The organism is Catenulispora subtropica, from assembly GCF_039531675.1.
GTDB lineage: Bacteria > Actinomycetota > Actinomycetes > Streptomycetales > Catenulisporaceae > Catenulispora > Catenulispora subtropica.
The window spans coordinates 1-24,319 of sequence record NZ_BAAAQM010000092.1; the positions used below are offsets into that span (position 1 = coordinate 1).

Consider the following 24,319-nt stretch of genomic DNA (forward strand, 5'->3'; position numbering starts at 1 on the left):
CGCTGAAGGACGCGGTCGCGCAGTTCAAGCGCGGCTTCGAGCTCGGCGACGGCACGCTGCTCGCGGACCAGGCCAAGGTCGACGCGCTGGGCGAGGACGAGGTCGGCCAGGCCACGATCACCAAGCACAAGGCCTGATCGACGTGACCAAGACATCTGTGAGCACCGAGATTCGGGAAGGGGTGAACTGACATGGGAGGCCAGCTCCGGGTCTACCGGCGCCGCATCGCCTCGGTGAAGGCGACCAAGCAGATCACCCGGGCCCAGGAACTCATCGCCACGGCCCGCATCGTGAAGGCGCAGCAGAAGGTCGCCGCCTCCACGCCGTACGCGGAGGAGATCACGCGCGCCGTCTCGGCGGTCGCGTCGCGCTCCAACGCCTCGCACGCGCTGACCACCGAGCGCGCGCCGAAGCCCGGCGTCACGCCGAAGGCCGCGGTCGTCGTGGTCACCAGTGACCGCGGGTTCTGCGGCGGCTACAACGCCAACGTCCTGAAGGAGGCGGAGCAGCTGATGCAGCTGCTGCGCGAGCAGGGCAAGGAGCCGGTGCGCTACGTGGTGGGCCGCAAGGGCGTGGTCTACAACACCTTCCGGGAGCGGTCGATGGCCGGCACCTGGGTCGGGTTCTCCGACAACCCGGCGTACGAGGACGCCCGCGAGGTCGCCGACGAGGTGATCGAAGCGTTCCTGGACGAGGACTCCGGGATCGACGAGATCCACCTGGTCTCGACCCGGTTCATCTCGATGCTGTCGCAGCAGCCCACCACGGTGCGGATCCTGCCGCTGCAGTACGAGGAGACCACCGAGCCCCCGCCCGGCGGCGTGTTCCCGCTGTACGAGTTCGAGCCGTCCCCGGAGCGGGTGCTGGACGCGCTGCTGCCGCACTACGTGCGGGCGCGCATGTACAACGCCTTCCTCCAGGCGGCGGCCTCCGAACACGCGGCCCGGCGCCGCGCGATGAAGTCGGCGACGGACAACGCCGGCGACCTCATCGACAACCTCACCCGGCTGGCGAACGCGGCCCGGCAGGCCGAGATCACCCAGGAAATCAGCGAGATCGTGGGCGGCGCGAACGCGCTGGCCGATGCGAATGTGGGAAGTGACTGAAATGACTGCGACCACTGAGACCACGACGAAGGCCGTCGGCCGCGTCGCGCGGATCATCGGCCCGGTCGTCGACGTGGAGTTCCCCGTCGACGCGATGCCGGACCTGCTGAACGCGCTCACCATCGACTACGAGTTCCTGGGCGAGACCCGGACTCTGACCCTCGAGGTGGCCCAGCACATCGGCGACGGCATGGTCCGCGCCATCGCGCTGAAGCCGACCGACGGCCTGGTCCGCGGCGCCGAGGTGGTGAACACCGGCGGCCCGATCATGGTGCCGGTCGGCGACATCACCAAGGGCAAGGTCTTCAACGTCACCGGCGAGGTCCTCAACCTCCAGGAGGGCGAGGAGTTCAACCCGACCGAGCGCTGGGGCATCCACCGCAAGGCGCCGAGCTTCGACCAGCTGGACTCCAAGACCGAGATGTTCACCACCGGCATCAAGGTCATCGACCTGCTGACGCCGTACGTGAACGGTGGCAAGATCGGCCTGTTCGGCGGCGCGGGCGTGGGCAAGACCGTGCTGATCCAGGAGCTGATCTACCGCGTCGCGGAGAACTTCGGCGGCGTGTCGGTGTTCGCCGGCGTCGGCGAGCGCACCCGCGAGGGCAACGACCTGATCGCGGAGATGACCGAGACCGGCGTCATCGAGAAGACCGCCCTGGTCTACGGCCAGATGGACGAGCCGCCGGGCACCCGCCTGCGCGTCGCCCTGTCCGCGCTGACCATGGCGGAGTACTTCCGCGACGTGCAGAAGCAGGACGTGCTGCTGTTCATCGACAACATCTTCCGCTTCACCCAGGCCGGCTCCGAGGTCTCCACCCTGCTGGGCCGTATGCCCTCCGCGGTGGGCTACCAGCCGACCCTGGCGGACGAGATGGGCGAGCTGCAGGAGCGCATCACCTCGACCAAGGGCCACTCCATCACCTCGGTCCAGGCGATCTACGTCCCCGCGGACGACATCACCGACCCGGCCCCGCACACCACCTTCACCCACCTGGACGCGACGACGGTGCTGAGCCGTCCGATCACCCAGAAGGGCATCTACCCCGCGGTGGACCCGCTGGACTCCACCTCGCGCATCCTGGACCCGCGCTACATCAGCCAGGACCACTACCAGTGCGCGACCCGGGTCAAGCAGATCCTCCAGAAGTACAAGGACCTGCAGGACATCATCGCCATCCTCGGCATGGACGAGCTGTCCGAAGAGGACAAGATCACGGTGCAGCGCGCCCGCCGCATCGAGCGCTTCCTGTCCCAGAACACGTACGTCGCCAAGGTCTTCACCGGCATCGAGGGCTCCTTCGTCCCCCTGGACGAGACCATCCACGCCTTCACCGCCATCGCCGACGGCAAGTACGACCACGTCCCGGAGCAGGCGTTCTTCATGTGCGGCGGCCTGGACGACCTGGAGAAGAAGGCCAAGGAGCTGGAGCGGGCATGAGCGAGCAGCACGGCGGCCGCCGGCTGAACGTCTCCCTGGTGGCCGCGGACCGCAAGGTGTGGCAGGGCACGGCCGAGATGATCGTGGCCCGCACCACCGAAGGCGACACCGGCGTGCTCCCGGGCCACCAGCCGATCCTCTCCATCCTCCAGCCCTCCATCGTGTCCATCCGCGGCACCGAGGAGGGCACCCTGGAAGCGGTCGTCTCCGGCGGCTTCCTGTCCGTAGCCCGCGACGACGTCTCCGTCCTGGCCGAGAGCCTCCTGCTCCCGTCCGAGATCGACGTCACCGCGGCCCAGCAACTGGCCTCCGAAGCCCGCACCGCCGAGCACAACGCGGGCGACGACCAGGCCGCCCGCGAGCAAGCCGACGCGGACCTCCGCTTCGCCGAGGCCCAACTCCGCGTCGCGGGCCACACCGGCCACTGAGGCACGTAGATGCGCCCAGGACTCGACAGTGAGGAGCACCCCTAGATGCTCAGCGCTGTCGAGTTCCTGGCCATCACCCTGGTAGTCATCTGCCTGGCCCTGGCCTTCATCCCCATGCGCCGCCACCTGATCCGCCGCGGCGGCGGCGCCTTCGACTGCGCGGTACGGTTCGCCCCCATCCCCACCCTGGGCGACGCCTCCGGCTGGTCCTTCGCCGTAGGCCGCTACCGCGAACTGACCGTCGAGCTCTACCGCGTCTTCAGCTACAGTCCCCGCCCCCGCACCAGCCTGGCCCGCCGCGGCTTCGACGTCGTCGGCCGCCGCGAAGCCGTGGGGGAGGAGACCCGAACCCTCCTGCCGGGCTGGTCGGTCCTCGAATGCTCAGCCGCCGGCGAGGCCGTCGAACTGGCGATGTCGCCGGAGTCGATGATGGCCTTCCTCACCTGGGTGGAGGCGGCCCCGCCCGGATGGAACATCTCACGGGTGAGTTGAGCGCACCGGCAGCCGCGCCGGCAGGCCGCCCCGGCCAACCTCAGCGTCCGAAGGCGGCGCCCGAAGTTCTACGAACTACCGCTCCCCGCCCGGCACCCACAGAACATCCCCATCCCCACCATGCGAGTCCGTGTTAGCCACTCGCGCCAAGATGAACAGCAAATCCGACAGCCGGTTCAAATACTTCACCGCCAACGGATTGATCCCATCCCCGTAAGCCTCGACGGCCGCCCACGCGCTCCGCTCCGCCCGCCGCGTCACGGTCCGCGCGACGTGCAGCTGCGCGGCGACCAGCGTCCCGCCGTTCAAAATGAACGACCGCAGCTTCCCCAGCGTCTCGTTCCACTCGTCGCACGCCGCCTCAAGCCGCTCGACGTACGCCGCCTCGATCCTCAGCGGCGGGAACTCCGGGTTCTCCGCCGGCGGCGTCGACAGGTCCGCGCCCAGATCGAACAGCTCGTTCTGGATCCTGCGGAGTAGCGTCCTGATCCCTTCGTCGAGCATCCCGGCCGAGTTCTCCGCGAACGCGAGAGCCAGTCCGATGGCGGCGTTGGCCTCGTCGACGTCGGCGTACGCGGCCAGCCGCGCGTCCGTCTTCCGAACCCGGCTCAGATCACCGAGCGCGGTCGTACCGTCATCACCGGTACGGGTGTAGATGCGGGTCAGGTTCACCATGGCACCAACGGTAGTGGGCAGCCCTCACCGGTGCTGAGCGGGTGGCTCCGTCGACGTTTTCACGTGCCCGGTAGCAGTCGGAGGCGACGTCTTCGATGGAGGCGCCACAACCGGCCCCGCCTTGGAAGGCGCCGGTACCGGCGTCAGCACCGGTGCCGGCACCGGCGACCCCGCCGCCACCGAAACCCACCCCGGCTCCGTGCTCCGCCACCGCCACTCAACCCCGCTCAGCGCGAAGTCCCCCGCACTCCAAGCCTTCGGCGGCGTCAAAGCCACATTCTTCGCATCCCGCACCTGCACGGTGTCCGCGAACTGCCCCTTCACCAGACTCCGCGTCCTCGGGAACAGCGCCACCCCGTCGATCGTCTTCTGCGGAATCAGATCCCCACCGGTCTTCGCATACAGCACCGTCTTCGTCTGCGGCGCCCCCAACACCAGCAGCCGCCCGCTTTCCGGCAACCAGATCGAAAGCTCCGCGATCTGATCCGTGTCGTTCTTGTCGTCGCCCGATCCCGGCCGCGCGTGGGCGAAGACCACCGGCGTCGAATGCACCGTCATGCTCGACTCACCGGCGCTCTGCGTGTACTCACCGACCAACAACACCGCCTGCGACGCGGGCGCCCCATCCGGCCCGACCCGCCAGCCCTGCATCACGAACAGCCACGTCTTGTGCGCGTCCTGCTGAACCAGTCGTTCGGGACTCCCGTTGACGTTGATCCCGATGTCTCCGGCATGCGACGGCACGACCCCCGTCGTGTCGTCCTCGACGCCTGCCCACAGAGTCGTCACGGAAGCCGAAGCCGCGCTCGCCGTCACATCGGCATCGGCCTGAGACCGCGCCGCGTCAGCCGCCCCTGCCGCAGCGGCAGCCGCATCCGACTGCGAGCCCTCGCCAGAATTGCTCGCCCCGCCAGAACCACTCGCCCCGGCAACCCCCCGCTCCGTCACATAGGACCCAGCCAGCTGCACCGCTTCCCCCGGCAGCGCATCCCCTCGCGTCCCCCAGTTCAAAGCATTAGCCGGCTTCGCCGCCACCAAAGGCACCAACTCCGTCGCCGAAGCATCCGCCTCCGGATAAGCGCTCGCCATGTCCACCACCGCCGAAGGCGGCGCCGCCACAGCCGCACCCCCGCGCACCCCGAGCTCACGCGCGACCGTCGGTGCGAGGATCACCGCCGCCACCAGTACCGCGGTCGCCGACGACGCCCGCACCGCCCGCCGCCGCCTCCGCATCACCGCAGCGCGCTTGAGCACCTGCGGAAAGAAGTCACCGCGCGGCGAAGGCGCGACCTCGTCGGCGATCCCGCGCAGCAGCCGGTGCAGCTCCGGCTGTTCTATCCGAGCGGTCTCCTCGCCGAGGGTGAATATCGCGGTGTCGCGGCCCTCGCCGCGCTCGCGCTCATCGGGCCCCCCGCGCTCGCCGCGGCTCCCGCACTCGTCGCACGCGCCAACCCCGCCGCTCTCCTCCGACACCCCACCAGTGTGGTCCAAAAACGCGTCCGAAAACTCGTCGTCGCGTCCGAAGCCGCGCTTCTCGTCACGGTCGTCGGGTTCAGGCTGAACGTGGTCCCTGGTCTCCATGGCATGGGGGAAGACGCGAACCGAAAGCCGCAGGTTGCCTGCCGGTCACCCGAAAGAGCTATGCCCTTGTGCGAGGATGACGCTCCGTGGAGCGTTTCAAAGTCGCCGGAGGGGCCCGCCTCGCGGGCGAGATCGCGGTGTGCGGCGCGAAGAACAGTGCCCTGAAGCTGATGGCCGTCGCCCTCCTCGCCGAGGGCCGCACCGAACTGCACGGCGTCCCGCGCATCCTGGACGTGGAGCTGATGGCCGAGCTCCTGCGCCGCCTGGGCTGCGACGTGGAGCTGGACTGGACGCCCGGCCCGGAGCGCGAGGAGGGCCCGCAGGAGGGCTCGACCCTGGTCATCGACGTCCCGGCCGCGCCCGGTACGGAGGCCGACTACGACCTGGTCCGCCGGCTGCGGGCGTCGATCTGCGTGCTGGGCCCGCTGCTGGCCCGGCGCGGCGAGGCCAAGGTGTCCTACCCGGGCGGCGACGCGATCGGCTCGCGCGGGCTGGACATGCACATCGACGGCCTGGAGCGGCTCGGGGCGACCATCTCGCAGGAGCACGGCTTCCTCGTCGCCTCCGCGCCCGGCGGCCTCACCGGCGGCAGCATCCTGCTCGACTTCCCGAGCGTCGGGGCGACCGAGAACATCCTGATGGCCGCCGTCCTGGCCCGCGGCACCACGGTGATCGAGAACGCCGCGCGCGAGCCGGAGATCGTCGACATCTGCGCGCTGCTCGGCGCCATGGGCGCCAAGATCGACGGCGCCGGCAGCTCCACCCTGGTCATCGAGGGCGTGGACGAGCTGCGGCCGGCCCCCTCGCCGCACCGCGTGGTCTCCGACCGCATCGTGGCGGGCATGTTCGCGGTCGCGGCCACCATGACCCGCGGCGACGTCCGCGTGGCCGGGGGCCGGGCCGGGCACCTGGAGATCGCGCTGGACAAGCTGACGCAGGCCGGCGCCACCGTCGTCTCGGACGAGAGCGGCTTCCGCGTCTCCATGGACCGCCGTCCCAAGGCCGTCGACATCATCACGCTGCCCTACCCGGGCTTCGCCACCGACCTGCAGCCGCTGTTCGCCGCGATGAACTCGATCGCCGAGGGCACCTCGATGGTGACCGAGAACCTCTTCGACGCCCGCTTCGTCTTCCTGCAGGAGCTGGCCCGTCTCGGCGCCTCGGTCCGCACCGAGGGACACCACGCGATCGTGCGCGGAGTCGAGCGCCTTTCCGGTGCCCCGGTGCGGGCCACCGACATCCGGGCCGGCGCGGGCCTGGTGCTGGCCGGCCTGGTCGCCGACGGCTACACCACGGTGTCCGACGTGCGCCACATCGACCGCGGGTACCAGGGTCTGGTCACGCAGCTCCGCTCGCTCGGCGCCACGATCGAGCGGGAGCCCGACCCGGACCCCTACCCATAGCCACCCCGGCTCCTCCGCCTCCTCCGCACCCGCCCCTGCCTCAGCCTCTGCCTCTGCCCCACACTCCCCGACCGACGTCGCGGCCGAGGGCGGTGTGAGCGATGTCGCAAAAGGCCGCGCCCGCAGGGGCGCGATCCGGCCCGAGCCCCGCGTTATCTTTCTGACGTCCTAGCAACTCACTCTTTGAGAAGCACGAGGTAGCGCAGTGTCGAAGAAGCTCGCCGTCATCGGCGCCGGACTGATGGGCTCGGGGATCGCCCAGGTGGCCGCGGCCGCCGGGTACGACGTGGCGGTGCGCGACGTCACCGACGAGGCGCTCAAGCGCGGCACCGACGGCATCCGCGCCTCCTTGGAGAAGTTCGCCGCCAAGGGCCGCTACACCCCCGAGGAGGCGGAGGCCGCGCTGGGACGGCTGCACCCCACCACCGACCTCGCCGAGGCCGTGGACGGCGCCGACGTCGTGGTCGAGGCGGTGTTCGAGAGCGTCGAGGTGAAGCAGGAGATCTTCCGCGAGCTGGACCGCCTGGCCAAGCCGGGCGCGGTCCTGGCCACCAACACCTCGGCCATCCCGATCACCCAGATCGCGGCCGTGACCGGGCGTCCGGAGGACGTGGTCGGCACCCACTTCTTCTCCCCGGTGCCGATGATGCAGCTGTGCGAGCTGGTCCGCGGCTACAAGACCTCGGACGAGACCCTGGCCAAGGCCCGGTCCTTCGCCGAGGAGGTCGGCAAGACCTGCATCGTGGTGAACCGCGACGTCGCCGGCTTCGTGACCACCCGCCTGATCGCCGCCCTGGTGGTGGAGGCGGTGAAGCTCTACGAGTCCGGCGTGGCCACCGCCGAGGACATCGACCTGGCCTGCAAGCTCGGCTTCGGCCACGCCATGGGCCCGCTGGCCACCACCGACCTGACCGGTGTCGACATCCTGCGCAACGCCACCCGGAACATCTACACCGAGACCCAGGACGAGAAGTTCAGCCCGCCGGAGCTGCTGAACCGCATGGTCACCGCCGGCGACCTCGGCCGGAAGTCGGGCAAGGGCTTCTACAGCTACTGATCCGGCGCGCAGCCGCACCGGGCGCGGCGGCCGCCGGAGAAATCCAGCGGCCGCCGCGCGCGTTTCCTGCGACCATCGCGATCATGACTCTCTCCTTCGCCGCCAAGCCCACCCTCCGCGGCGACCGCGTCACCCTGCGCCCGGTGACCGTGGCCGACGTCCCGGACCTGATCGCGATGCTCGCCGACCCCGAGGGCAAGCGCCTCACCGCCACCCGCGCCACCTTCACCCGCGAGCAGCTGGAGCACTGGTACGGCACCCGCGGCGAGCAGACCGACCGCGTCGACCTCGCGATCGTCGAGAACACGACCGGCCGCTACGTCGGCGAGGTGGTCCTGAACGAACTCGACGCCGACAACCGCTCCTGCGGCTTCCGCATCACCCTGATGGGCCCTCGCGTCTTCGGCCGCGGTTACGGCACCGAGGCCACTCGCCTGGTCCTGTCCCACGCCTTCGACACCGTCGGGGTCCACCGGGTCGAACTCGACGTCTACGCCTTCAACCCACGCGCCCGCCACGTCTACGAGAAGGTCGGCTTCGTCCTCGAAGGCACCAAGCGCGACGCCCTGCTGTGGGACGGCGAATGGATCGACTGCCACGTGATGGCGATGCTCAGGAAGGACTGGCGCTCAACACGGTGAGACCGGGCTCGGGTGAGCCGCCCATCGCGTCCAGCCGCCGCAGGCTCGCAACCCGCTGGACCACCCCGAGCCCGGTGACGACCACGCCGAGCCCGAGCCACCCCACCGGCCCCGCCGCCATCACCCCGCTGGACAGCGCCACCGGTCCCGCCGACCGCTCGATCGCCTGCGCCATCCCGGCCACGCCCATGTACGAGGCCTGTGCCTCACCCGGCGCCAGCGACACGGCCAGCTCCCACGACGCCAGCGACCGCACCAGCTCCGCGATCGTGACCACCACCGCCGCCAGCACCAGCGTCACCCCCGCGAACGCCGCGCCGCCGGAGCCCGACACCGCGATCAGGGCGCAGGCCCCGAGCAGCGCCACGCCGTACCACGCCACCGCCCGCGCCGCCGGCCGCGTGCCGACCACCCGCGACGACGCCGGCATCTGCAGGAACACCACCATCAGCGTGTTGATCACCAGCACGCCCGGGACCACGGCGTGCGGCGCGTCGGTGTGCGTCACCGCCCACAGCGGCAGGCCGACCATCAGGACCGCGTCGTCCAGGTTCAGGAAGATGTCGAGCACCACGAACAGCAGGTAGCCCGGGTCGCGCCACGGATTGCGCCACCGTCGTGGCTCCACCGCTTTCGGGGAGGGAACCGCGCCGTGGTGCGGCGCCCGCCGCGTCGTCCGCAGGACCATCGCCGCCACCGCGATGTACGACAACCCGTCCCCGACCACCAGCGCGTCGTAGGCGCCCCGCGTCCCCACCGCCACCGCGATCGCCGCCAGCCCCGCCCCGAGCGCGAACGCCGCGTTCATCACCACCCGCGACAGTGCCCGGTAGGTCGCCCGCTCGGCCCCCGCCACCTGGGTCGCGAACAGGATCTCCATGGTCTTCGAGGCCCGGTCGCCCAGGGTCGTCACCGTCGTGACGGCGAGCAAGGCCGCGAACCCGTGGCAGAACGGCACCGCGCACAGCGTCACGACCCGCACCGCGTGGCACGTCACCAGGATCGACCGCACCGGGAACCGCTCCGCCAGCCGCCCCGCGATCGGCGATCCCGCGATCCCGACCAGCCCGGCCGCCCCCAGCAGCACCCCGATCTGGCCGGCGCTCAGCCCGGCCACGATCGTGAAGTACAGCACCGCCGCGGACGACCAGGTGCCGCTGCCGGTCCGGTCCAGGAACAGCGCCCCGAGCATGATCCGCGCGTCCCGGCCCCCCGGCGGGTTGCGCAGCTGGGCGATCGTCCCGCCGGCACCGCCGGAACCGCCGCGCCCGCCGGCACCGCCGGACCCGCCGCGCCCATCGGCACCGCCGCGCCCGCCTGACCGGCCGTCGCCTTCCCCGCCGGTATCACCCTCGCTGATATCACCCGTTCGGCGGTTCCGAAGCCCCATGTCCCACCCCTAGCGTCAGCCCTGCACGTCCTCCGGGAGTCTGACCGACACACTGGTTCGATGTCAAGAAGCTTGATATCGAGATAGATAGCGGGTCTCCAGCCGGCCGCGACCCGGTGTGCGCAAGCTCACCGTGACACCCGCATTACCCGTCAGTAGGCTCCGGACCAAGGCGCCGACCCCATCCCTCGCAGGCGGCGACACAATCCACGTGGGAGTCCCCGTGCTTGAAAATGCGGCGCAGACCGAGCGCGACCGTCCCTGGGTGATGCGGACCTACGCCGGGCACTCCACCCCGGCCGAGTCCAACGCCCTGTATCGCAGGAACCTGGCCAAGGGCCAGACCGGCCTGTCGGTGGCCTTCGACCTGCCCACCCAGACCGGCTACGACCCGGATTCGGTCCTGGCCCGCGGCGAGGTCGGGAAGGTCGGCGTCCCGGTCGCGCACCTCGGGGACATGCGCGCCCTGTTCGACGGCATCCCGCTGGAGCGGATGAACACCTCGATGACCATCAACGCCCCGGCCATGTGGCTGCTGGCGCTGTACCAGGTGGCCGCCGAGGAGCAGGGCGCCGACATCGCCGCCCTGGCCGGGACGACGCAGAACGACATCGTCAAGGAATACCTCTCCCGCGGCACGTACGTCTTCCCGCCCGGGCCCTCGCTGCGGCTGATCACCGACACCATCGCCTACACCGTGGCGAACATGCCGAAGTGGAACCCCATCAACATCTGCTCGTACCACCTGCAGGAGGCCGGCGCGCAGCCGGTGCAGGAAGTCGCCTACGCGCTGTCCACGGCCATCGCCGTGCTGGACGGCGTGCGGGACTCCGGCCAGGTGGCGCCGGAGGACTTCGGTCAGGTGGTCGGCCGCATCTCCTTCTTCGTCAACGCCGGCGTGCGCTTCGTCGAGGAGATGTGCAAGCTCCGGGCCTTCGGCGCCCTCTGGGACCGGATCACCCGCGAGCGCTACGGCGTCACCGACGAGAAGCTCCGCCGCTTCCGCTACGGCGTGCAGGTCAACTCGCTCGGCCTGACCGAGGCGCAGCCGGAGAACAACGTGCAGCGGATCCTGCTGGAGATGCTGGCCGTGACGCTCTCCAAGGACGCGCGGGCGCGCGCCGTGCAGCTCCCGGCCTGGAACGAGGCGCTGGGCCTGCCGCGGCCCTGGGACCAGCAGTGGTCGCTGCGGATGCAGCAGGTGCTGGCCTACGAGTCCGACCTGCTGGAGTACCCCGACCTGTTCGCCGGCTCGAAGGTCGTCGAGGCCAAGACCGACGAGATCGCCGAGGCCGCCTACGCCGAGATCGAGCGCATCGCCGACCTCGGCGGCGTGGTCGCGGCCGTGGAGTCCGGCTATCTGAAGGCCCAGCTGGTCGGTGCGCACGCCGAGCGCCGCGCCCGGATCGAGTCCGGCGAGATGGTCGTCGTCGGCGTGAACAAGTTCACCGAGACCGAGCCGAACCCGCTGACCGCGGACCTCGACGCGGCGATCCAGACCGTGGACCCGGCCGTGGAGCAGGAGGCCGTGCGCTCGCTCCGGGCCTGGAAGGCGGGGCGGGACCAGGCGGCGGTGGACGCGGCGCTGGAGCGGCTGCGCCGGGAGGCCGCGACGACGGCCAACCTGATGGACGCCACGCTGGCCTGTGTGCGCGCCGGGGTGACCACCGGCGAGTGGACCGGCGTCCTGCGCGAGGTCTTCGGGGAGTTCCGGGCGCCCACCGGCGTCTCCGGCTCCACCGGCACCGCGATCCCGTCCGAGGAGCTCGTGGAGCTGCGCCGCGAGGTGGACCAGGCCTCCGCCGACCTCGGCCGGCGGCTGCGGCTGCTGGTCGGCAAGCCCGGGCTGGACGGCCACTCCAACGGTGCCGAGCAGATCGCGGTGCGGGCCCGCGACGCCGGCTTCGAGGTGGTCTACCAGGGCATCCGGCTGACGCCGGCGCAGATCGCGGCCGCCGCGGTGGCCGAGGACGTGCACTGCGTGGGGCTGTCCGTGCTGTCCGGGTCGCACCTGCAGCTGGTGCCGGAGGTGCTGGCCGAACTGCGTGCGGCCGGGGCCGGCGGCGTCCCCGTGGTGGTCGGCGGCATCATCCCCGACGCCGACGCCCGCGCGCTGCGCGAGGCCGGGGTGGCCGCGGTGTTCACCCCGAAGGATTTCGGGATCACGCAGATCCTGCACACCATCGTCGAGGAGATCCGGCGGGCCGGATCCGCTCTCTCCTCGACAACCGCGGTCTGAACGGATCCCTCACCGATCGGACACAAGTCAGCGCTCTTCCCTCGGGGAAATCCCGGAGGGGAGAGCGCTGATTTGTTGAGCTTTTCGGCCGGCCCGAAGACGCCGATATCAGGCGTCGGCCTTCTCGGCGTCCTTCTCCGCGACGGCGTCGGGGTGGTGCTCGCCGCTGAAGTCGCGGCCCAGCACCTCGTGCGTCACCCGCAGGTGGTCGATGCCGGTCTCACCGTGCTCGGCGGCGTGGCCGTCGAGGGCGTCCAGGATCCGCTCCACCGGCTCGTGGTGGCCCTCCAGACGCTGCTCGGCGTAGTAGGCGATACCCAGCTTCATGAAGAGCTTGGCGCCGTGGCGGTGGGCGCTCCAGTCCTCCAGCTGCTCGACGGCGCCCTCGAAACTCTTCTCGGTGATCTCGAGAGCCTTGGATATGAAACTCATCGTTCTGCGACTCCTCGCGTCGAAGCGGCGCCCATCAGGATGTGGGTTGCGGCGTGTCGTGCTGAATGATAGCGGGAACCGTCAACTGCGGTTACGCCGATCCGCATAGGGATTTCGCACCTACCGGGCGCACCGGTTGATAGGCTCCGATCCCATGCGCATCGTCATCGCCCGCTGCACCGTCGACTACGCGGGCCGGCTGTCCGCACACCTCCCGGAGGCCAAGCGCCTGCTGCTGGTGAAGTCCGACGGCAGCGTGTCGATCCACGCCGACGACCGCGCGTACAAGCCGCTGAACTGGATGTCGCCGCCGTGCACGCTCAAGGAGGCGGACGGCGAGCAGGACGGCCGGACCCAGTGGACGGTCACCAACAAGGCCGGTGAGCGCCTGGTGATCACCCTGCTGGAGATCGAGCACGACTCCAGCCACGACCTCGGCGTGGACCCGGGCCTGCAGAAGGACGGCGTCGAGGCCCACCTCCAGGAGCTCCTCGCCGAGCAGATCGAGACCCTCGGCAGCGGCTGGACCCTGGTCCGCCGCGAGTACCCGACCGCCATCGGCCCGGTCGACATCATGGCCCGCGACGCCGCCGGCGCCCACGTCGCCGTCGAGATCAAGCGCCGCGGCGAGATCGACGGTGTCGAGCAGCTGACCCGCTACCTCGACCTGCTGAACCGCGACCCGCTGCTCGCCCCGGTGCGCGGGGTGTTCGCGGCCCAGGAGATCAAGCCGCAGGCCCGCACCCTCGCCGCCGACCGCGGGATCGAGTGCGCGGTGCTGGACTACGAGGTGCTGCGGGGGATGGACGACCCGTCGGCGCGGTTGTTCTGACGGTCTTCGGAAGCGGTGCCGGCCCGCGACACGACGGGCGGACGTCCTCCCGCCAGCCAAAGCCTTTGTGAAAACCGGCCGTTCCCTTGGCTCCCGGCCGTCCCTCGTATCAGGATATTGCGAGCGTCGACGGCGACGCGGACGAGGGAGTCGAACCGTGGAGATGAACAGACGGACCCTGATCAAGTCGGCGCTCGCGGTCGGGGCGGTGACGCCGGCGGCGCTGTGGTTCGGGGAGCAGAGCGCCGAGGCCTCGGCGAGCTACGGGGTCGCGGTGTGCGAGCAGTACCGGAACCAGATCCAGATCTACAACTCGGCGACGGCGTGGAGCAAGCCGCAGTGGGTGTGGGCGCCGGGCGGGGGCGGGTGGAGCAACCTGTCCGACGTCAAGTTCCGCAGCACGGCCTCGTTCGGCGAGGTGGCGCTGGTGGCGGCGTCCGGGGGCAACATCGGCATCGTGGACAAGGCCTCCTCGGGGACGCAGGGCACCGGGAGCCTGCTGTGGCACGCCTCGCCGGGCGGCAACCCGCACGCGATCGAGCGGATCCCCGATGTGGGCGCGATCGTCGCGGCCTGCACCGGCGGTGCGGTGCACGTCTACGCGCCCACCGCGGTCAGCAGGCCCAGCACCCTGGCGCTGGTGCAGACCATCAGCTACGCCGGCGCCCACGGGGTCTGGTACGACGACGTCCACGGCCGGCTGTGGGTCATCGGCCAGGGCCGTGCCACCTCCTACGCGGTCAGCGGCACCTATCGTGCGACGCGGCTGACCGGCGGCGTCGACGTCTCCATCGGCGCCTCCAACCTCGGCCACAGCCTCGACGCCTCCTACAGCGACCGCGACATTCTGCTGGCCACCCACACCACCGGTGTCGTCGCCATCGACAAGGCCACCCACAAGGTCACCACCGTCCACGGGAACCACGCGGTGAAGTCCTTCTCGCAGGACGTGTCCGGTGAGTCGTTCTGGGTGCAGGCGACCGGCGTGAAGTACCACGGCGACAGCAGGGACTGGGTGAATCCCGACGTGCAGTTCTTCTCTTCGGCCGGTGCCAAGTCCTTCACCCGGGGGTTGTCCTACGGTGCCGAGTTCTACAAAGCGCGGCTGCACAACGTGAATTTCCACTGAAGCGGCGGAGGTTGGACATCAGTCATGCGCTGATGTCGCTTTGAAAGCCCTTCGCCCCGACAGGTTAGAAGACCTCCGGGATTGGCCATGCCTCTAGGTGTACCCCCAATCGGGAGGAGCCTTCTGACATGTCCCTAGACGTTTCCCAGGAACTGCTCGCCGCGGCCGAGCTCGGCGAGGTCACCGACGAGCAGTTCGCCGACTGCGTGCGCACCTCGCTGCCCTATGCCTGGCAGATGGTCAGCGATCTGGCGACCCGGATGCACGTGGACGGCACGGGCGGCACAGGGTTCGTCGACAACACCACGCCGCCTCCGGACGAGCAGGCCCGCGGGCAGCTGCTGCGCGCCCTGGCCAGCGACGCCATCCGCGGGTGCCTGGAGCGGCACTTCGGGGTCCGGCTGGCCTTCCAGAACTGCCATCGGGTCGCGGTGTTCCCCGCCGGGACCGCGCAGGACGCCGACGAGTACCGCGCCTTCACCTCGGTGCGCTCGCAGCTCCTGAACCAGTCGCCGCTGCTGCGCGACTGCTAGGACCGCGGAACCCCGGCACTGGTGGGGACGGTTCGGGTCGGTATGCCGTGCGCCGTATACGGGCTGGTGCGGGCACCCCGAATCGAGAGCCGGAGGATCTCCGCGAGCGGCCGGTGGCGTCCCAGGGGGCAGGGGACGCCACCGGTTCCGTTTGGTCATGACGCCCGCAGCAGGGGCAGCACCGAGCTCCCCAGGGCCTTGATGTTCGCCAGCGTGTGCTCCGGACCGCCGCCCTCGGCGAACAGCAGGAACCGGTCGACGCCGGTCGTCCGGCCGGACTCCAGGATCCGGTCGGCGCAGTAGCCCGCGGGACCGATCGGATGGATCGCCGTCAGGTGCTCCGTATAGGCCACCGGATCCCGCGACAGCCCGCCGCCGTCGAACCGACATGGGACGCCAGTCCGGGAGTGAGCCACGCCGGCATCGTCTGACGCAGCAGGCTGACACCGGCCGCCCGTGAGTCGGCGACCTGGGCGAGCACGACGGAGGTGTGTGGCGCTCGGGGTCCGTAGGCCCGCACCATCGCCGCCTTCTCGGCGTCGTCGGCGTGCATCCCGAGCAGTATGGGCAGGCGGTGCCGGGCGGCGAGCTGCGCCGTCTCCGTCGAGGTGCACGCCACCAGCGTCGGCGGCCGCCCGCGCGGTACCGTCGGCACCTCCCGGAACCGGTGGAACTCACCGTCGTAGGAGACGGCGTCCTGTTCGCCCCAGGCCCGCAGGATGTCCAGGGCCTCGGCGAACGCCCGGTGGGACAGGCCCTCCAGCCCCGTGCCGAACACCTCCAGGTCCACCCAGGGCCCGCCGCGCCCGACGCCCAGCGTGAACCGTCCCCCGGTCAGGACGTGGAGCATGGCCGCCTGTTCGGCCACCGCGACCGGATGGGACGTCGACAGCACCGTCACGGCGGTGCCGACGCCGATCCGCGTGGTGCGGCCGGCCAGCAGGGCCGCGAAGGTCAGCGCGGACGGGCAGGTGCCGTAGGACATGAAGTGGTGCTCGGCCACGAAGACGTCGTCGAACCCGGCGTCCTCCGCGGCGATCCCGTACTCGAGGGCGGTGCGCAGGGCCCGTTCGGGCGAAACACCCGGAAAGCCCGCCGCCACCAGAAAAACGCCGATGCGCATGGATACAGTCTGTAACGGTGTGTCGACTCTCACAGGCAATCAGGTGGTGTCAGAACACATGTCGTCCGTAGATACTGACCGGTAACCGCAGACTCTGTCGCCCCTCGACACTCGGGAGCTGCGAGTACCCAACTCAAGGAGACGGATAGCCATGCCCCGCGAGTTCACCACCATTGGCGTCGTCGGCCTCGGCACGATGGGCGCCGGCATCGCCGAAGTCATGGCCCGCAACGGCATCCAGGTCATCGGCGTGGAAGTCGACGCCGCCGGCGTGGCGCGCGGCCAGGGCCACCTGCAGGGCTCCGTGGCGCGCGCGGTCAAGCGCGGCAAGCTGACCGACGACGAGGCCGAGGCGCTGCTCGACCGCATCACCTTCACCACCTCCCTGGAGGACCTGGCCGCCGCCGAGCTCGTGGTCGAGGCCGTCCCCGAGGACCTGGCCCTGAAGCGCTCGGTCTTCCAGCGCCTGGACGCCATCTGCCCGCCGGAGACGATCCTGGCGACCAACACCTCGGCGCTGTCGGTGACCGAGATCTCGGTGGCGACGGCCCGGCCGTCCCGGGTGGTCGGCGTCCACTTCTTCAACCCGGCCACGGTCATGAAGCTGGCCGAGGTGGTGCGCACCGTGGTGACCGACCCCGAGGTGGTGGCGGACGTCGAAGCGCTGGTGCGGCGGCTCGGCAAGGACGACGTCACCTGCGGCGACCGCGCCGGCTTCATCGCCAACGCGCTGCTGTTCGGCTACCTGAACCACGCGGTGTCGATGTACGAGCAGCGGTACGCGACCCGCGAGGACATCGACACCGCGATGAAGCTGGGCTGCGGCCTGCCGATGGGCCCGCTGGCGCTGCTGGACCTGATCGGGATCGACACGGCCTACGAGATCCTCGACACGATGTACAAGCAGTCCCGGGACCGGCTGCACGCGCCGGCGCCGATCCTGAAGCAGATGGCGACCGCCGGCCTGCTGGGGCGCAAGACCGGGCGCGGGTTCTACACCTATGAGGCCTCCGACTCGCCGGTGGTCGTCGCGGACGAGCAGAGCCCGGAGGCGGGCGGGCCGCGGCACGGCGCGCAGGTGCGGCCGGTGACCCGGATCGGCGTCGTGGGCTCCGGCACGATGGCCTCCGGCATCGCCGAGGTCTGCGTCAAGGCCGGTTACGAGACGGTGCTGGTGGCGCGCGCGTCGGCCAAGGTGGACGCGGCGAAGGCGGCCATCGCCCGGTCGCTGGAGAAGGCGGTGCAGCGCGGGAAGCTGTCCGAGGAGAAGCGCGACGCCGCCCAGCTCCTCCTGCACGGGACCACGGACCTGGGCGGACTGGCCGAGTGCGACCTGGTGATCGAGGCCGTGGTCGAGGACGTCGAGGTGAAGCGCGCGCTGTTCGCGAACTTCGACGAGCTCTGCAAGCCGGGCGCGATCCTGGCCACCACGACGTCGTCGCTGCCGGTGATCGAGTGCGCGATGGCGACGCGGCGTCCGGCGGACGTGGTGGGCGTGCACTTCTTCAACCCGGCGCCGGTGATGAAGCTGGTCGAGGTGGTGCGGACGGTGAAGACCGCGGACGACGTGGTCGCGACGGTCCACGAGGTGTGCCGCAAGCTGGGGAAGGTCGCGGTGGACTGCGGCGACCGCGCCGGCTTCATCGTGAACGCGCTGCTGTTCCCGTACCTGAACGACGCGGTGCGGATGCTGGAGGCGCACTACGCGACCGCCGACGACATCGACACCGCGATGAAGCGCGGGTGCGGCTACCCGATGGGACCGTTCGAACTGCTGGACGTGGTGGGGCTGGACGTGTCGCTGGCGATCCAGCGGGTGCTGTACCTGGAGTTCCGGGAGCCCGGGTTCGCGCCGGCGCCGCTGCTGGAGCACTTGGTGACGGCGGGGTATCTGGGCCGGAAGGCCGGGCGCGGATTCCGGGATTACGGGACGCGGTGATTCGCTGATTACGCTGGTGCCATGAGCCCGCGCCGCCGTCCGCCCCGCCGTTCCGACGCCGCCCCCGCGGACGACCAGGACGGCGCGAACGCGCGGATGGCGTCGCGGGTGCTGGGCTACGACCGGATCGAGACCGGTCCGGACGGACGGGACTGGGCGGTGCGGGCCGTCCCGGGGCAGGCGGCGCAGAAGGTGTACCGGTGTCCGGGGTGTGAGCAGGAGATCCGGGCGGGGGTGCCGCACGTGGTGGCGTGGCCGAAGGACGATCACGGGCTGGGTGTGCAGGACCGGCGGCATTGGCACACGCCGTGTTGGAACGCGCGGGGGCGTCGGAGGGCGCGGTGAGGGTGGGAAGCGCCTTGAACTGCACCGACCCCCGACCGTGGTGAAGGCGGCCGAGCGGGTCGGGTAAACCTTCGGCAAGTAAGTGCCCGAATGGCGTTCCCACTCTGGCGATCAGGGGCGTGGACCCGCGATCATCTTCTGCCATGGACCGCACATTCGAGGAACTGATCGCGGAGGCCGACGCGGTCGACGTGAGCGGCTGGGACTTCTCCTGGCTCGACGGCCGCGCCACCGAGGAGCGCCCGCCTTGGGGCTACCAGCGGCTGCTCGGGGAGCGGATCGGCCGGGCGCACCTGCACCTGGACATCCAGACCGGGGGCGGCGAGGTGCTGGCCGGCGTCGAGCAGCGGCCCTCCGGGGCGACCGTCGCCACCGAGGGATGGGCGCCGAACATCGCGGTGGCGCAGCGGAACCTGCGGGACAAGGGCGTGGTCGTCGTCGCCGACGAGGACGAGCCGCCGTTGCCGTTCGCGGACGGAACGTTCGACCTGGTGACGAGCCGGCACCCGGTGATGGCGCACTGGCGGGAGATCGCGCGGGTGCTGGCACCGGGCGGGACGTACTTCTCCCAGCACATCGGGCCGGACAGCGGGCACGAGGTGTACGAGTACTTCCTCGGTCCGAAGCCGACGGGGAAGAGCCTGAGGGAGCCGGAGCTTGCGCGGCGCGACGCGGAGAAGTACGGGCTCGAGGTGGTGGATCTGCGGGAGGCCGAGTTGAAGATGGAGTTCTTCGACATCGGGGCGATGGTGTACTTCCTGCGGAAGGTGATCTGGTTCGTGCCGGACTTCACGGTGGAGAAGTACCGGGAGGATCTGCGGCGGTTGGATGCGCAGATGCGGAGTGAGGGGCCGTTTGTGGCCTACTCGCGGCGGTTCTTGATCGAGGCTCGGAAGGCTGAGGTCTGACGGTCGCTCGGCGGCCTCGCCGGGGTTGAGCTGTTCGTGCTTGATGAGGACGTCGAGCGTGATGGCGCCGGCGAGGCTGTGGTCGGTTCGGCGCCGACGGTGTATCGGAGACAACGGACATAGGGGTTACTCCTGAGCGATATGCGCCGCCCTGACCTGTTGTCGGATAAGTACCTTGGCTGACATGCCTTATAGTCCCGAGGCATGACGGCTCTCACGGGACGCTCGCGGGTCTTCTCCCGCTCTGATCTGATCTTGCTCGGCGTGGCGGCGGCCGCCACGATCGGGGCCACAGTTCTGACCAGTGGCTCGGTGGTGCCGTTCGTCGTCTCGGCGACGGCGGTCGCCGTGTTGGCGGCCCTCGTCGGACGGGCCGTCGACCATCTCTCCGACCGCCTCGGCGCGGGCGCGGTGGGGGTGCTGCAGAGCGCGCTGGGCAATCTGCCCGAACTGTTCATCTCGATCTTCGCGCTGCGGGCCGGGCTGACGACCGTGGTGACGTCGGCGATCATCGGCTCGATCCTGGCGAACCTGTTGCTGGTGCTGGGTCTGGCCTTCGTGGTGGGCAGCGCCAAACACGGGGTGCTGCGCTTCTCGGAGCAGCGGGCCCGGCTGATCATGGGGCTGATGATCCTGTCGGTGGCCTCCATGCTGGTCCCGAGCCTGGCCTCGTACGTGCACTCCCCGGCGTCCGGCCACGAAGCCGGGCTGTCCCGCGTCACGGCGATCGTGCTGCTCGTGGTGTTCGCCCTGTCGATCCCGGCCAGCCTGCGCCGCGACCTGGAGCCGACGGCGGCCGAGGAAGCCGCCGAGACGAAGAGGGAACTGGACGAGGGCAACCGCTGGCCGCTCTGGCTGGCGGTCGGCATGCTGGCCGCCACCGGTTTGGCCGCCGCGTACGTCTCCGACCTGTTCGTGAACGCCCTGACCCCGGCGATGCACTCGATGCACATATCCGAGGCGTTCTCCGGTCTGGTGATCGTGGCCATCGCGGGCAACGCGGTGGAGAACGCCGTCGGGGTGAAGCTGGCGTGGCAGAACCAGGCGGACCACGCACTGTCGGTGGTCCTGAACAGCCCGCTGCAGATCGCGCTGGTGCTGGCACCGGCGCTGGTGCTGCTGTCGCCGGTGATCGGCGGGCCGCCGTTCACCCTGGTCTTCGCGCCGATGCTGGTGACGACGGTGAGCATCGCGACGCTCGCGGTGTTGTACCTGATCTCCGACGGGGAGTCGGACTGGCTGGAGGGGTCGGCGATGGTCGGGCTGTATGTGCTGGTGGCTACGGCTTTCTGGTGGGGGTGAGGCGGTCCGGCCTCAGGCGTCCCGGCGCTTCAGCAGCCAGCCCGCGAGTACCAGCAGGGCCGCCGTCCACAAGCAGAACACCCCGTACCCCTGCCACGGCGACAGCAAGTCCTTGGGCCCCTGCACCGACTGCGCGACCAGGTGGCCCGCCTCGGTGGGCAGATAGGCGTGCACGTGCTTACCCAGCGACCCGGGAAGCAGCTGGGCCAGCGGTGCCAGCACCAGGACGAAGCCGATGACGGCTGTGATGGCGCCCGCCGTGTGCCGGACCAGGGCTCCGATGGCCATGGCGAAGAGGCCGAGCATCGTCAGGTAGAGGCCCGCGCCCAGCAACGCGCGCAGGACGCCGGGGTCGCTCAGGCTCACCTCGACCTTGCTGTGCAGGATCGGGGCGCCGATGCCGAAGGCGCCGAAGGAGACGATCTCGGCGACGACGAAGGTCACGGTGGCGAAGACGACGGCCTTGGCGGCGAGCATGGGGATGCGCTTGGGGGCGGCCAGGAGACTGGCGCGGATCATGCCGGTGCTGTACTCGGTGGTGATGACCATGGTGCCCAGGACGCAGATGGCCAGTTGGCCGAGGAAGAAGCCGCCGCCGAGGATGTTGCCCACGGCGTCGCGCTGGTAGGAGGCGCGCTGGTCGGGGTCGATCTTGTCCCATTGGTTGACCGTCAGCCAGGTGAAGAGGGCTGCCAGGCCGAGGGTCAGGACGATGAAGATCAGCAGGGAGAACACCGTCGAGCGGACGCTGCGGAACTTCGTCCACTCCATGGCCAGCAGGCGCGGGAAGGCCGCGAGGCCGGAGGGGCCGTCGTTGGTGACGGTGGCGGTGGCGGTGGTGGTCATTCGGCGGCCTCGCTCTCGGGGGCGGGCGGTGGTGGCGCGTCCTGGGAGGGGGCGTCGGTGTGGTACTCGACCGAGTCGCGGGTCAGCTCCATGAAGGCCTCTTCCAAGGAGGCTCGCTGGGGGGTGAGTTCGTGGAGGACCACGCGGGCGGCTGAGGCCTTCTCGCCGATCTCCGGGGCGGTCATGCCGCGGACGAGGAGGGCGCCGTCGGCGGCCGTGGTGACGGTGACGGGGGTGCCGGAGCCGTTGGTGCGCTCGAGTTCCTTGGTCAGCTGGGCCGGCTGCGGGGTGCGGACCAGGACCGACTGGCCGGAGGAGCGGGCGATGATCGCCTCGACGGACTCGTCGGCGATGAGCCTGCCGCGGCCGATGACGATGAGGTGTTCCGCGGTCTGGGACATCTCGCTCATCAGGTGGCTGGAGACGAAGACGGTCTTGCCCGCGGCGGCCAGGCTCTGCATCAGGTTCCTGATCCACAGGACGCCTTCGGGATCCAGGCCGTTGACCGGTTCGTCCAGTATGAGGACCTGGGGGTCGCCGAGGAGCGCCGCGGCGATGCCGAGGCGTTGGCCCATGCCCAGGGAGAAGCCGCCGGCGCGTTTGCGGGCCACCTCGGTCAGGCCGACGAGCGCCAGGGACTCGTCCACGCGGGTGCGGGGGAGGCCCTGGCTCTGGGCCAGACACCAGAGGTGGTTGTAGGCGGAGCGGCCGGTGTGGATGGCGCGGGCCTCGAGGAGGGCGCCCACCTTGCGGAGGGGCTCGCGCAGGGCGGTGTAGGGGATGCCGCCGATGGTGGCGGTGCCCGAGTTCGGGCGGTCCAGGCCCAGGATCAGGCGCATCGTGGTGGATTTGCCGGCGCCGTTGGGGCCCAGGAAGCCGGTGATGCGGCCCGGCGCGACCGAGAACGTCAAGTGATCGACGGCGGTCTTGTCCCCGTAGCGTTTGGACAGGTCGTGCACTTCGATCACGGCAGCCCCCATTCGACAGCGTGAGACGGAGCCGGCATCCCGGCTCCGTCACAGCTTACTGAAAAGGTCCGGTCAGGCGTCCTTGTTGCGCATCACGATCGCACCAAGGATCACCGAGATGGCGGCATAGGCGGTGAACACCGCGAAGCCGGTCCAGGGGGTGAACATGTCGTCCATCGGCCGGGTGGTGATGATCTGCATGCCGGCGTTGAAGGGCACCCACTTGGCGATGTCCGGGCGCCAGGTGCCGGGCAGGAAGTTCACCAGGATCCACAGGACGAACAGCAGGCCCACGGCCGAGGTGATGGCGCCGGCGGTGTGGCGCAGGATCGCGCCCAGGCCGAACGCCAGCAGTGCGCTGACCGCCAGGTACAGGCCGCCTCCGAAGACGGCGCGGAGGGTGTCGCCGTCGGACAGGCTGACGTGGACGTCGTGGCCGGAGTAGATGGCCGCGGCGAGGAAGTAGGAGGTGAAGGAGCAGATCAGGCCGACCGTCAGGGACACCAGGGCGACGATCACGGCCTTGGCCCAGAACAGGGTGCCGCGGCGGGGCTGGCTGGTCAGGGAGGTGCGGATCATGCCGGTGCTGTACTCGGCGGTGATGCTCATGGCGCCGAAGACGACGATCACCAGTTGGCCGAGGAAGAGGCCCGACATGGCGTGCGCGGCCCAGTCGTCGTCGGTGTGGTCGCCGGAGTCGATGTGCTGGACGGCGCCGAAGGCGAAGAGGGTGCCCAGGCCGATGGTGATGGCCATGGTGATGAGCAGCGTCCAGGGCGTGGAGCGGACCGAGCGGATCTTGGTCCACTCGGAGTGCAGGGCGGCCCCGAAGGTGGCCTTGGCGTGGGGGAACGGGTTGGGGCCGGCGGGGCCGGGAAACTGCTGCTGCGGTGCGAAGCCGGGCTGCGGTGCGAAGCCGGGCTGCGGTGCGAAGCCGGGCTGGGGCGCGTACCCAGGCTGTGGAGGAATGTGGCCGGGCTGCTGGGGAGCGTAGCCGGGCTGCTGGGGTGCGAAGCCTTGCTGCTGCGGGGCGTAGCCGGGCGGCGGGCCGACGTTCGGAACCTGGTCCTGAACCGGCGGGGGAGCGTAGCCGGGGGTCGGCTGCCCGGTGGGCGTGGGCGTGCTCATCTCAGCGGGCTCCGATCATCTGGCCGGGGGCGTAGGGCTGCTGCGGGGGGACGGGTCCGCCGGGACCGCCCGGCCCGCCGGGGCCGACGGCCCGGTACTCGACCTGGTCGCGGGTCATCTCCATGAAGGCCTCCTCCAGGGAGCCCTGGTGCGGGGCCAGTTCGTGCACCCGGATCTGGTTCTCGAAGGCGAGGTCGCCGATCTGCTGCGGGGTGGCGCCGCGGACGGTGATCAGGCCGGTGGCGTCGTTGGTGACGCGGGCGCCCTTGGCGGCGAGGAGCTGGAGCAGCCGCATCGTCTCCGGCGTGCGGATGGTCACGGTCTGTTCGGAGTTGCGCTCGATGAACTCCTTGACCGAGCAGTCGGCCTGCAGGCGTCCGC

General features: G+C 70.4%; 22 protein-coding genes and 2 pseudogenes. 15 read left to right on the plus strand and 9 right to left on the minus strand.

The window, feature by feature from the left end; genetic code table 11:
* The first annotated feature begins 191 nt into the window (after nt 1-191).
* From ABD466_RS42560 to ABD466_RS42575, 4 genes are read left to right on the plus strand one after another with little or no spacing between them, the layout of a single operon-like run.
* Nucleotides 192-1,106: a F0F1 ATP synthase subunit gamma gene (locus tag ABD466_RS42560; RefSeq protein ID WP_344663007.1), complete on the plus strand. Its 915-nt coding sequence runs from the start codon at nt 192-194 to the stop codon at nt 1,104-1,106.
* Nucleotide 1,107: 1 nt separating this feature from the next.
* Nucleotides 1,108-2,547 carry a F0F1 ATP synthase subunit beta gene (atpD, locus tag ABD466_RS42565; protein WP_344663008.1) on the plus strand — a complete coding sequence of 480 codons (1,440 nt, stop codon included), beginning with the start codon at nt 1,108-1,110 and terminating at the stop codon, nt 2,545-2,547.
* A complete protein-coding gene (locus ABD466_RS42570; protein WP_344663009.1) occupies nt 2,544-2,975 on the plus strand; it encodes a F0F1 ATP synthase subunit epsilon in 432 nt (143 codons plus the stop codon). Before atpD ends, ABD466_RS42570 begins: the two co-directional genes overlap by 4 nt.
* Before the next feature lie 45 nt (nt 2,976-3,020).
* Nucleotides 3,021-3,467 carry a DUF2550 domain-containing protein gene (locus ABD466_RS42575; protein WP_344663010.1) on the plus strand — a complete coding sequence of 149 codons (447 nt, stop codon included), beginning with the start codon at nt 3,021-3,023 and terminating at the stop codon, nt 3,465-3,467.
* 75 nt (nt 3,468-3,542) lie between these two features.
* Here the strand turns inward: ABD466_RS42575 and ABD466_RS42580 are convergent, their stop codons facing one another.
* A complete protein-coding gene (locus ABD466_RS42580) occupies nt 3,543-4,142 on the minus strand; it encodes a cob(I)yrinic acid a,c-diamide adenosyltransferase (protein ID WP_344663011.1) in 600 nt (199 codons plus the stop codon).
* A gap of 24 nt (nt 4,143-4,166) precedes the next feature.
* Nucleotides 4,167-5,723, minus strand: a complete 1,557-nt coding sequence (locus ABD466_RS42585; RefSeq protein ID WP_344663012.1) for a hypothetical protein — start codon at nt 5,721-5,723, stop codon at nt 4,167-4,169.
* 86 nt (nt 5,724-5,809) lie between these two features.
* Between ABD466_RS42585 and murA the strand changes: the two genes are divergently transcribed.
* The 3 genes from murA to ABD466_RS42600 all read left to right on the plus strand — a co-directional run bounded on the left by murA (nt 5,810) and on the right by ABD466_RS42600 (nt 8,824).
* The gene (gene murA, locus ABD466_RS42590) at nt 5,810-7,126 is read left to right on the plus strand and encodes a UDP-N-acetylglucosamine 1-carboxyvinyltransferase (protein ID WP_344663013.1); all 1,317 of its coding nucleotides are present in this window, start codon (nt 5,810-5,812) and stop codon (nt 7,124-7,126) included.
* Nucleotides 7,127-7,331: 205 nt separating this feature from the next.
* Nucleotides 7,332-8,183 carry a 3-hydroxyacyl-CoA dehydrogenase family protein gene (locus tag ABD466_RS42595; RefSeq protein WP_344663014.1) on the plus strand — a complete coding sequence of 284 codons (852 nt, stop codon included), beginning with the start codon at nt 7,332-7,334 and terminating at the stop codon, nt 8,181-8,183.
* A gap of 83 nt (nt 8,184-8,266) precedes the next feature.
* Nucleotides 8,267-8,824, plus strand: coding sequence for a GNAT family N-acetyltransferase (locus ABD466_RS42600; RefSeq protein ID WP_344663015.1), 558 nt, complete (start codon nt 8,267-8,269; stop codon nt 8,822-8,824).
* Here ABD466_RS42600 and ABD466_RS42605 read toward each other — a convergent pair.
* Nucleotides 8,796-10,214 (minus strand): MFS transporter, encoded by a 1,419-nt coding sequence (locus ABD466_RS42605; protein WP_344663016.1) that lies wholly within the window; start codon nt 10,212-10,214, stop codon nt 8,796-8,798. The genes ABD466_RS42600 and ABD466_RS42605 overlap by 29 nt on opposite strands.
* Before the next feature lie 268 nt (nt 10,215-10,482).
* On the opposite strand from ABD466_RS42605, the gene ABD466_RS42610 reads away from it, so the two are divergent.
* Complete coding sequence (locus ABD466_RS42610) at nt 10,483-12,453, plus strand: methylmalonyl-CoA mutase family protein (RefSeq protein WP_425558876.1); 1,971 nt, start codon at nt 10,483-10,485, stop codon at nt 12,451-12,453.
* A gap of 108 nt (nt 12,454-12,561) precedes the next feature.
* On the opposite strand, the gene ABD466_RS42615 is transcribed toward ABD466_RS42610, so the two are convergent.
* Nucleotides 12,562-12,885 (minus strand): hypothetical protein, encoded by a 324-nt coding sequence (locus tag ABD466_RS42615; protein ID WP_344663018.1) that lies wholly within the window; start codon nt 12,883-12,885, stop codon nt 12,562-12,564.
* Between the two features lie 154 nt (nt 12,886-13,039).
* Between ABD466_RS42615 and nucS the strand changes: the two genes are divergently transcribed.
* The 3 genes from nucS (at nt 13,040) to ABD466_RS42630 (ending at nt 15,379) form a co-directional block, all read left to right on the plus strand.
* On the plus strand, nt 13,040-13,717 hold the full coding sequence (gene nucS / locus ABD466_RS42620; RefSeq protein WP_344663019.1) for an endonuclease NucS: 678 nt from the start codon (nt 13,040-13,042) through the stop codon (nt 13,715-13,717).
* A gap of 163 nt (nt 13,718-13,880) precedes the next feature.
* Nucleotides 13,881-14,846: a hypothetical protein gene (locus ABD466_RS42625; protein ID WP_344663028.1), complete on the plus strand. Its 966-nt coding sequence runs from the start codon at nt 13,881-13,883 to the stop codon at nt 14,844-14,846.
* A 128-nt stretch (nt 14,847-14,974) separates the two neighbouring features.
* Nucleotides 14,975-15,379 carry an SCO5389 family protein gene (locus ABD466_RS42630; protein WP_344663020.1) on the plus strand — a complete coding sequence of 135 codons (405 nt, stop codon included), beginning with the start codon at nt 14,975-14,977 and terminating at the stop codon, nt 15,377-15,379.
* A 155-nt stretch (nt 15,380-15,534) separates the two neighbouring features.
* Here the strand turns inward: ABD466_RS42630 and ABD466_RS42635 are convergent.
* Nucleotides 15,535-16,502: pseudogene (locus ABD466_RS42635) on the minus strand (LLM class flavin-dependent oxidoreductase).
* A gap of 151 nt (nt 16,503-16,653) precedes the next feature.
* On the opposite strand from ABD466_RS42635, the gene ABD466_RS42640 reads away from it, so the two are divergent.
* From ABD466_RS42640 to cax, 4 genes are all read left to right on the plus strand, one after another.
* Nucleotides 16,654-18,441, plus strand: a complete 1,788-nt coding sequence (locus ABD466_RS42640) for a 3-hydroxyacyl-CoA dehydrogenase family protein (RefSeq protein ID WP_344663021.1) — start codon at nt 16,654-16,656, stop codon at nt 18,439-18,441.
* 21 nt (nt 18,442-18,462) lie between these two features.
* A complete protein-coding gene (locus ABD466_RS42645) occupies nt 18,463-18,786 on the plus strand; it encodes a hypothetical protein (RefSeq protein WP_344663022.1) in 324 nt (107 codons plus the stop codon).
* 143 nt (nt 18,787-18,929) lie between these two features.
* Complete coding sequence (locus ABD466_RS42650) at nt 18,930-19,694, plus strand: class I SAM-dependent methyltransferase (protein WP_344663023.1); 765 nt, start codon at nt 18,930-18,932, stop codon at nt 19,692-19,694.
* A 204-nt stretch (nt 19,695-19,898) separates the two neighbouring features.
* Nucleotides 19,899-20,996 carry a calcium/proton exchanger gene (gene cax, locus ABD466_RS42655; RefSeq protein WP_344663024.1) on the plus strand — a complete coding sequence of 366 codons (1,098 nt, stop codon included), beginning with the start codon at nt 19,899-19,901 and terminating at the stop codon, nt 20,994-20,996.
* Nucleotides 20,997-21,008: 12 nt separating this feature from the next.
* Here the strand turns inward: cax and ABD466_RS42660 are convergent, their stop codons facing one another.
* The 4 genes and pseudogenes from ABD466_RS42660 to ABD466_RS42675 all read right to left on the minus strand — a co-directional run.
* Nucleotides 21,009-21,842, minus strand: a complete 834-nt coding sequence (locus tag ABD466_RS42660; RefSeq protein WP_344663025.1) for an ABC transporter permease — start codon at nt 21,840-21,842, stop codon at nt 21,009-21,011.
* Complete coding sequence (locus tag ABD466_RS42665; RefSeq protein ID WP_344663026.1) at nt 21,839-22,810, minus strand: ABC transporter ATP-binding protein; 972 nt, start codon at nt 22,808-22,810, stop codon at nt 21,839-21,841. The genes ABD466_RS42660 and ABD466_RS42665 overlap by 4 nt, the downstream gene beginning before the upstream one ends.
* Nucleotides 22,811-22,882: 72 nt before the next feature.
* On the minus strand, nt 22,883-23,938 hold the full coding sequence (locus tag ABD466_RS42670; RefSeq protein ID WP_344663027.1) for an ABC transporter permease: 1,056 nt from the start codon (nt 23,936-23,938) through the stop codon (nt 22,883-22,885).
* Nucleotide 23,939: 1 nt separating this feature from the next.
* A pseudogene (locus ABD466_RS42675) lies at nt 23,940-24,319 on the minus strand (ABC transporter ATP-binding protein); the annotation flags it as partial.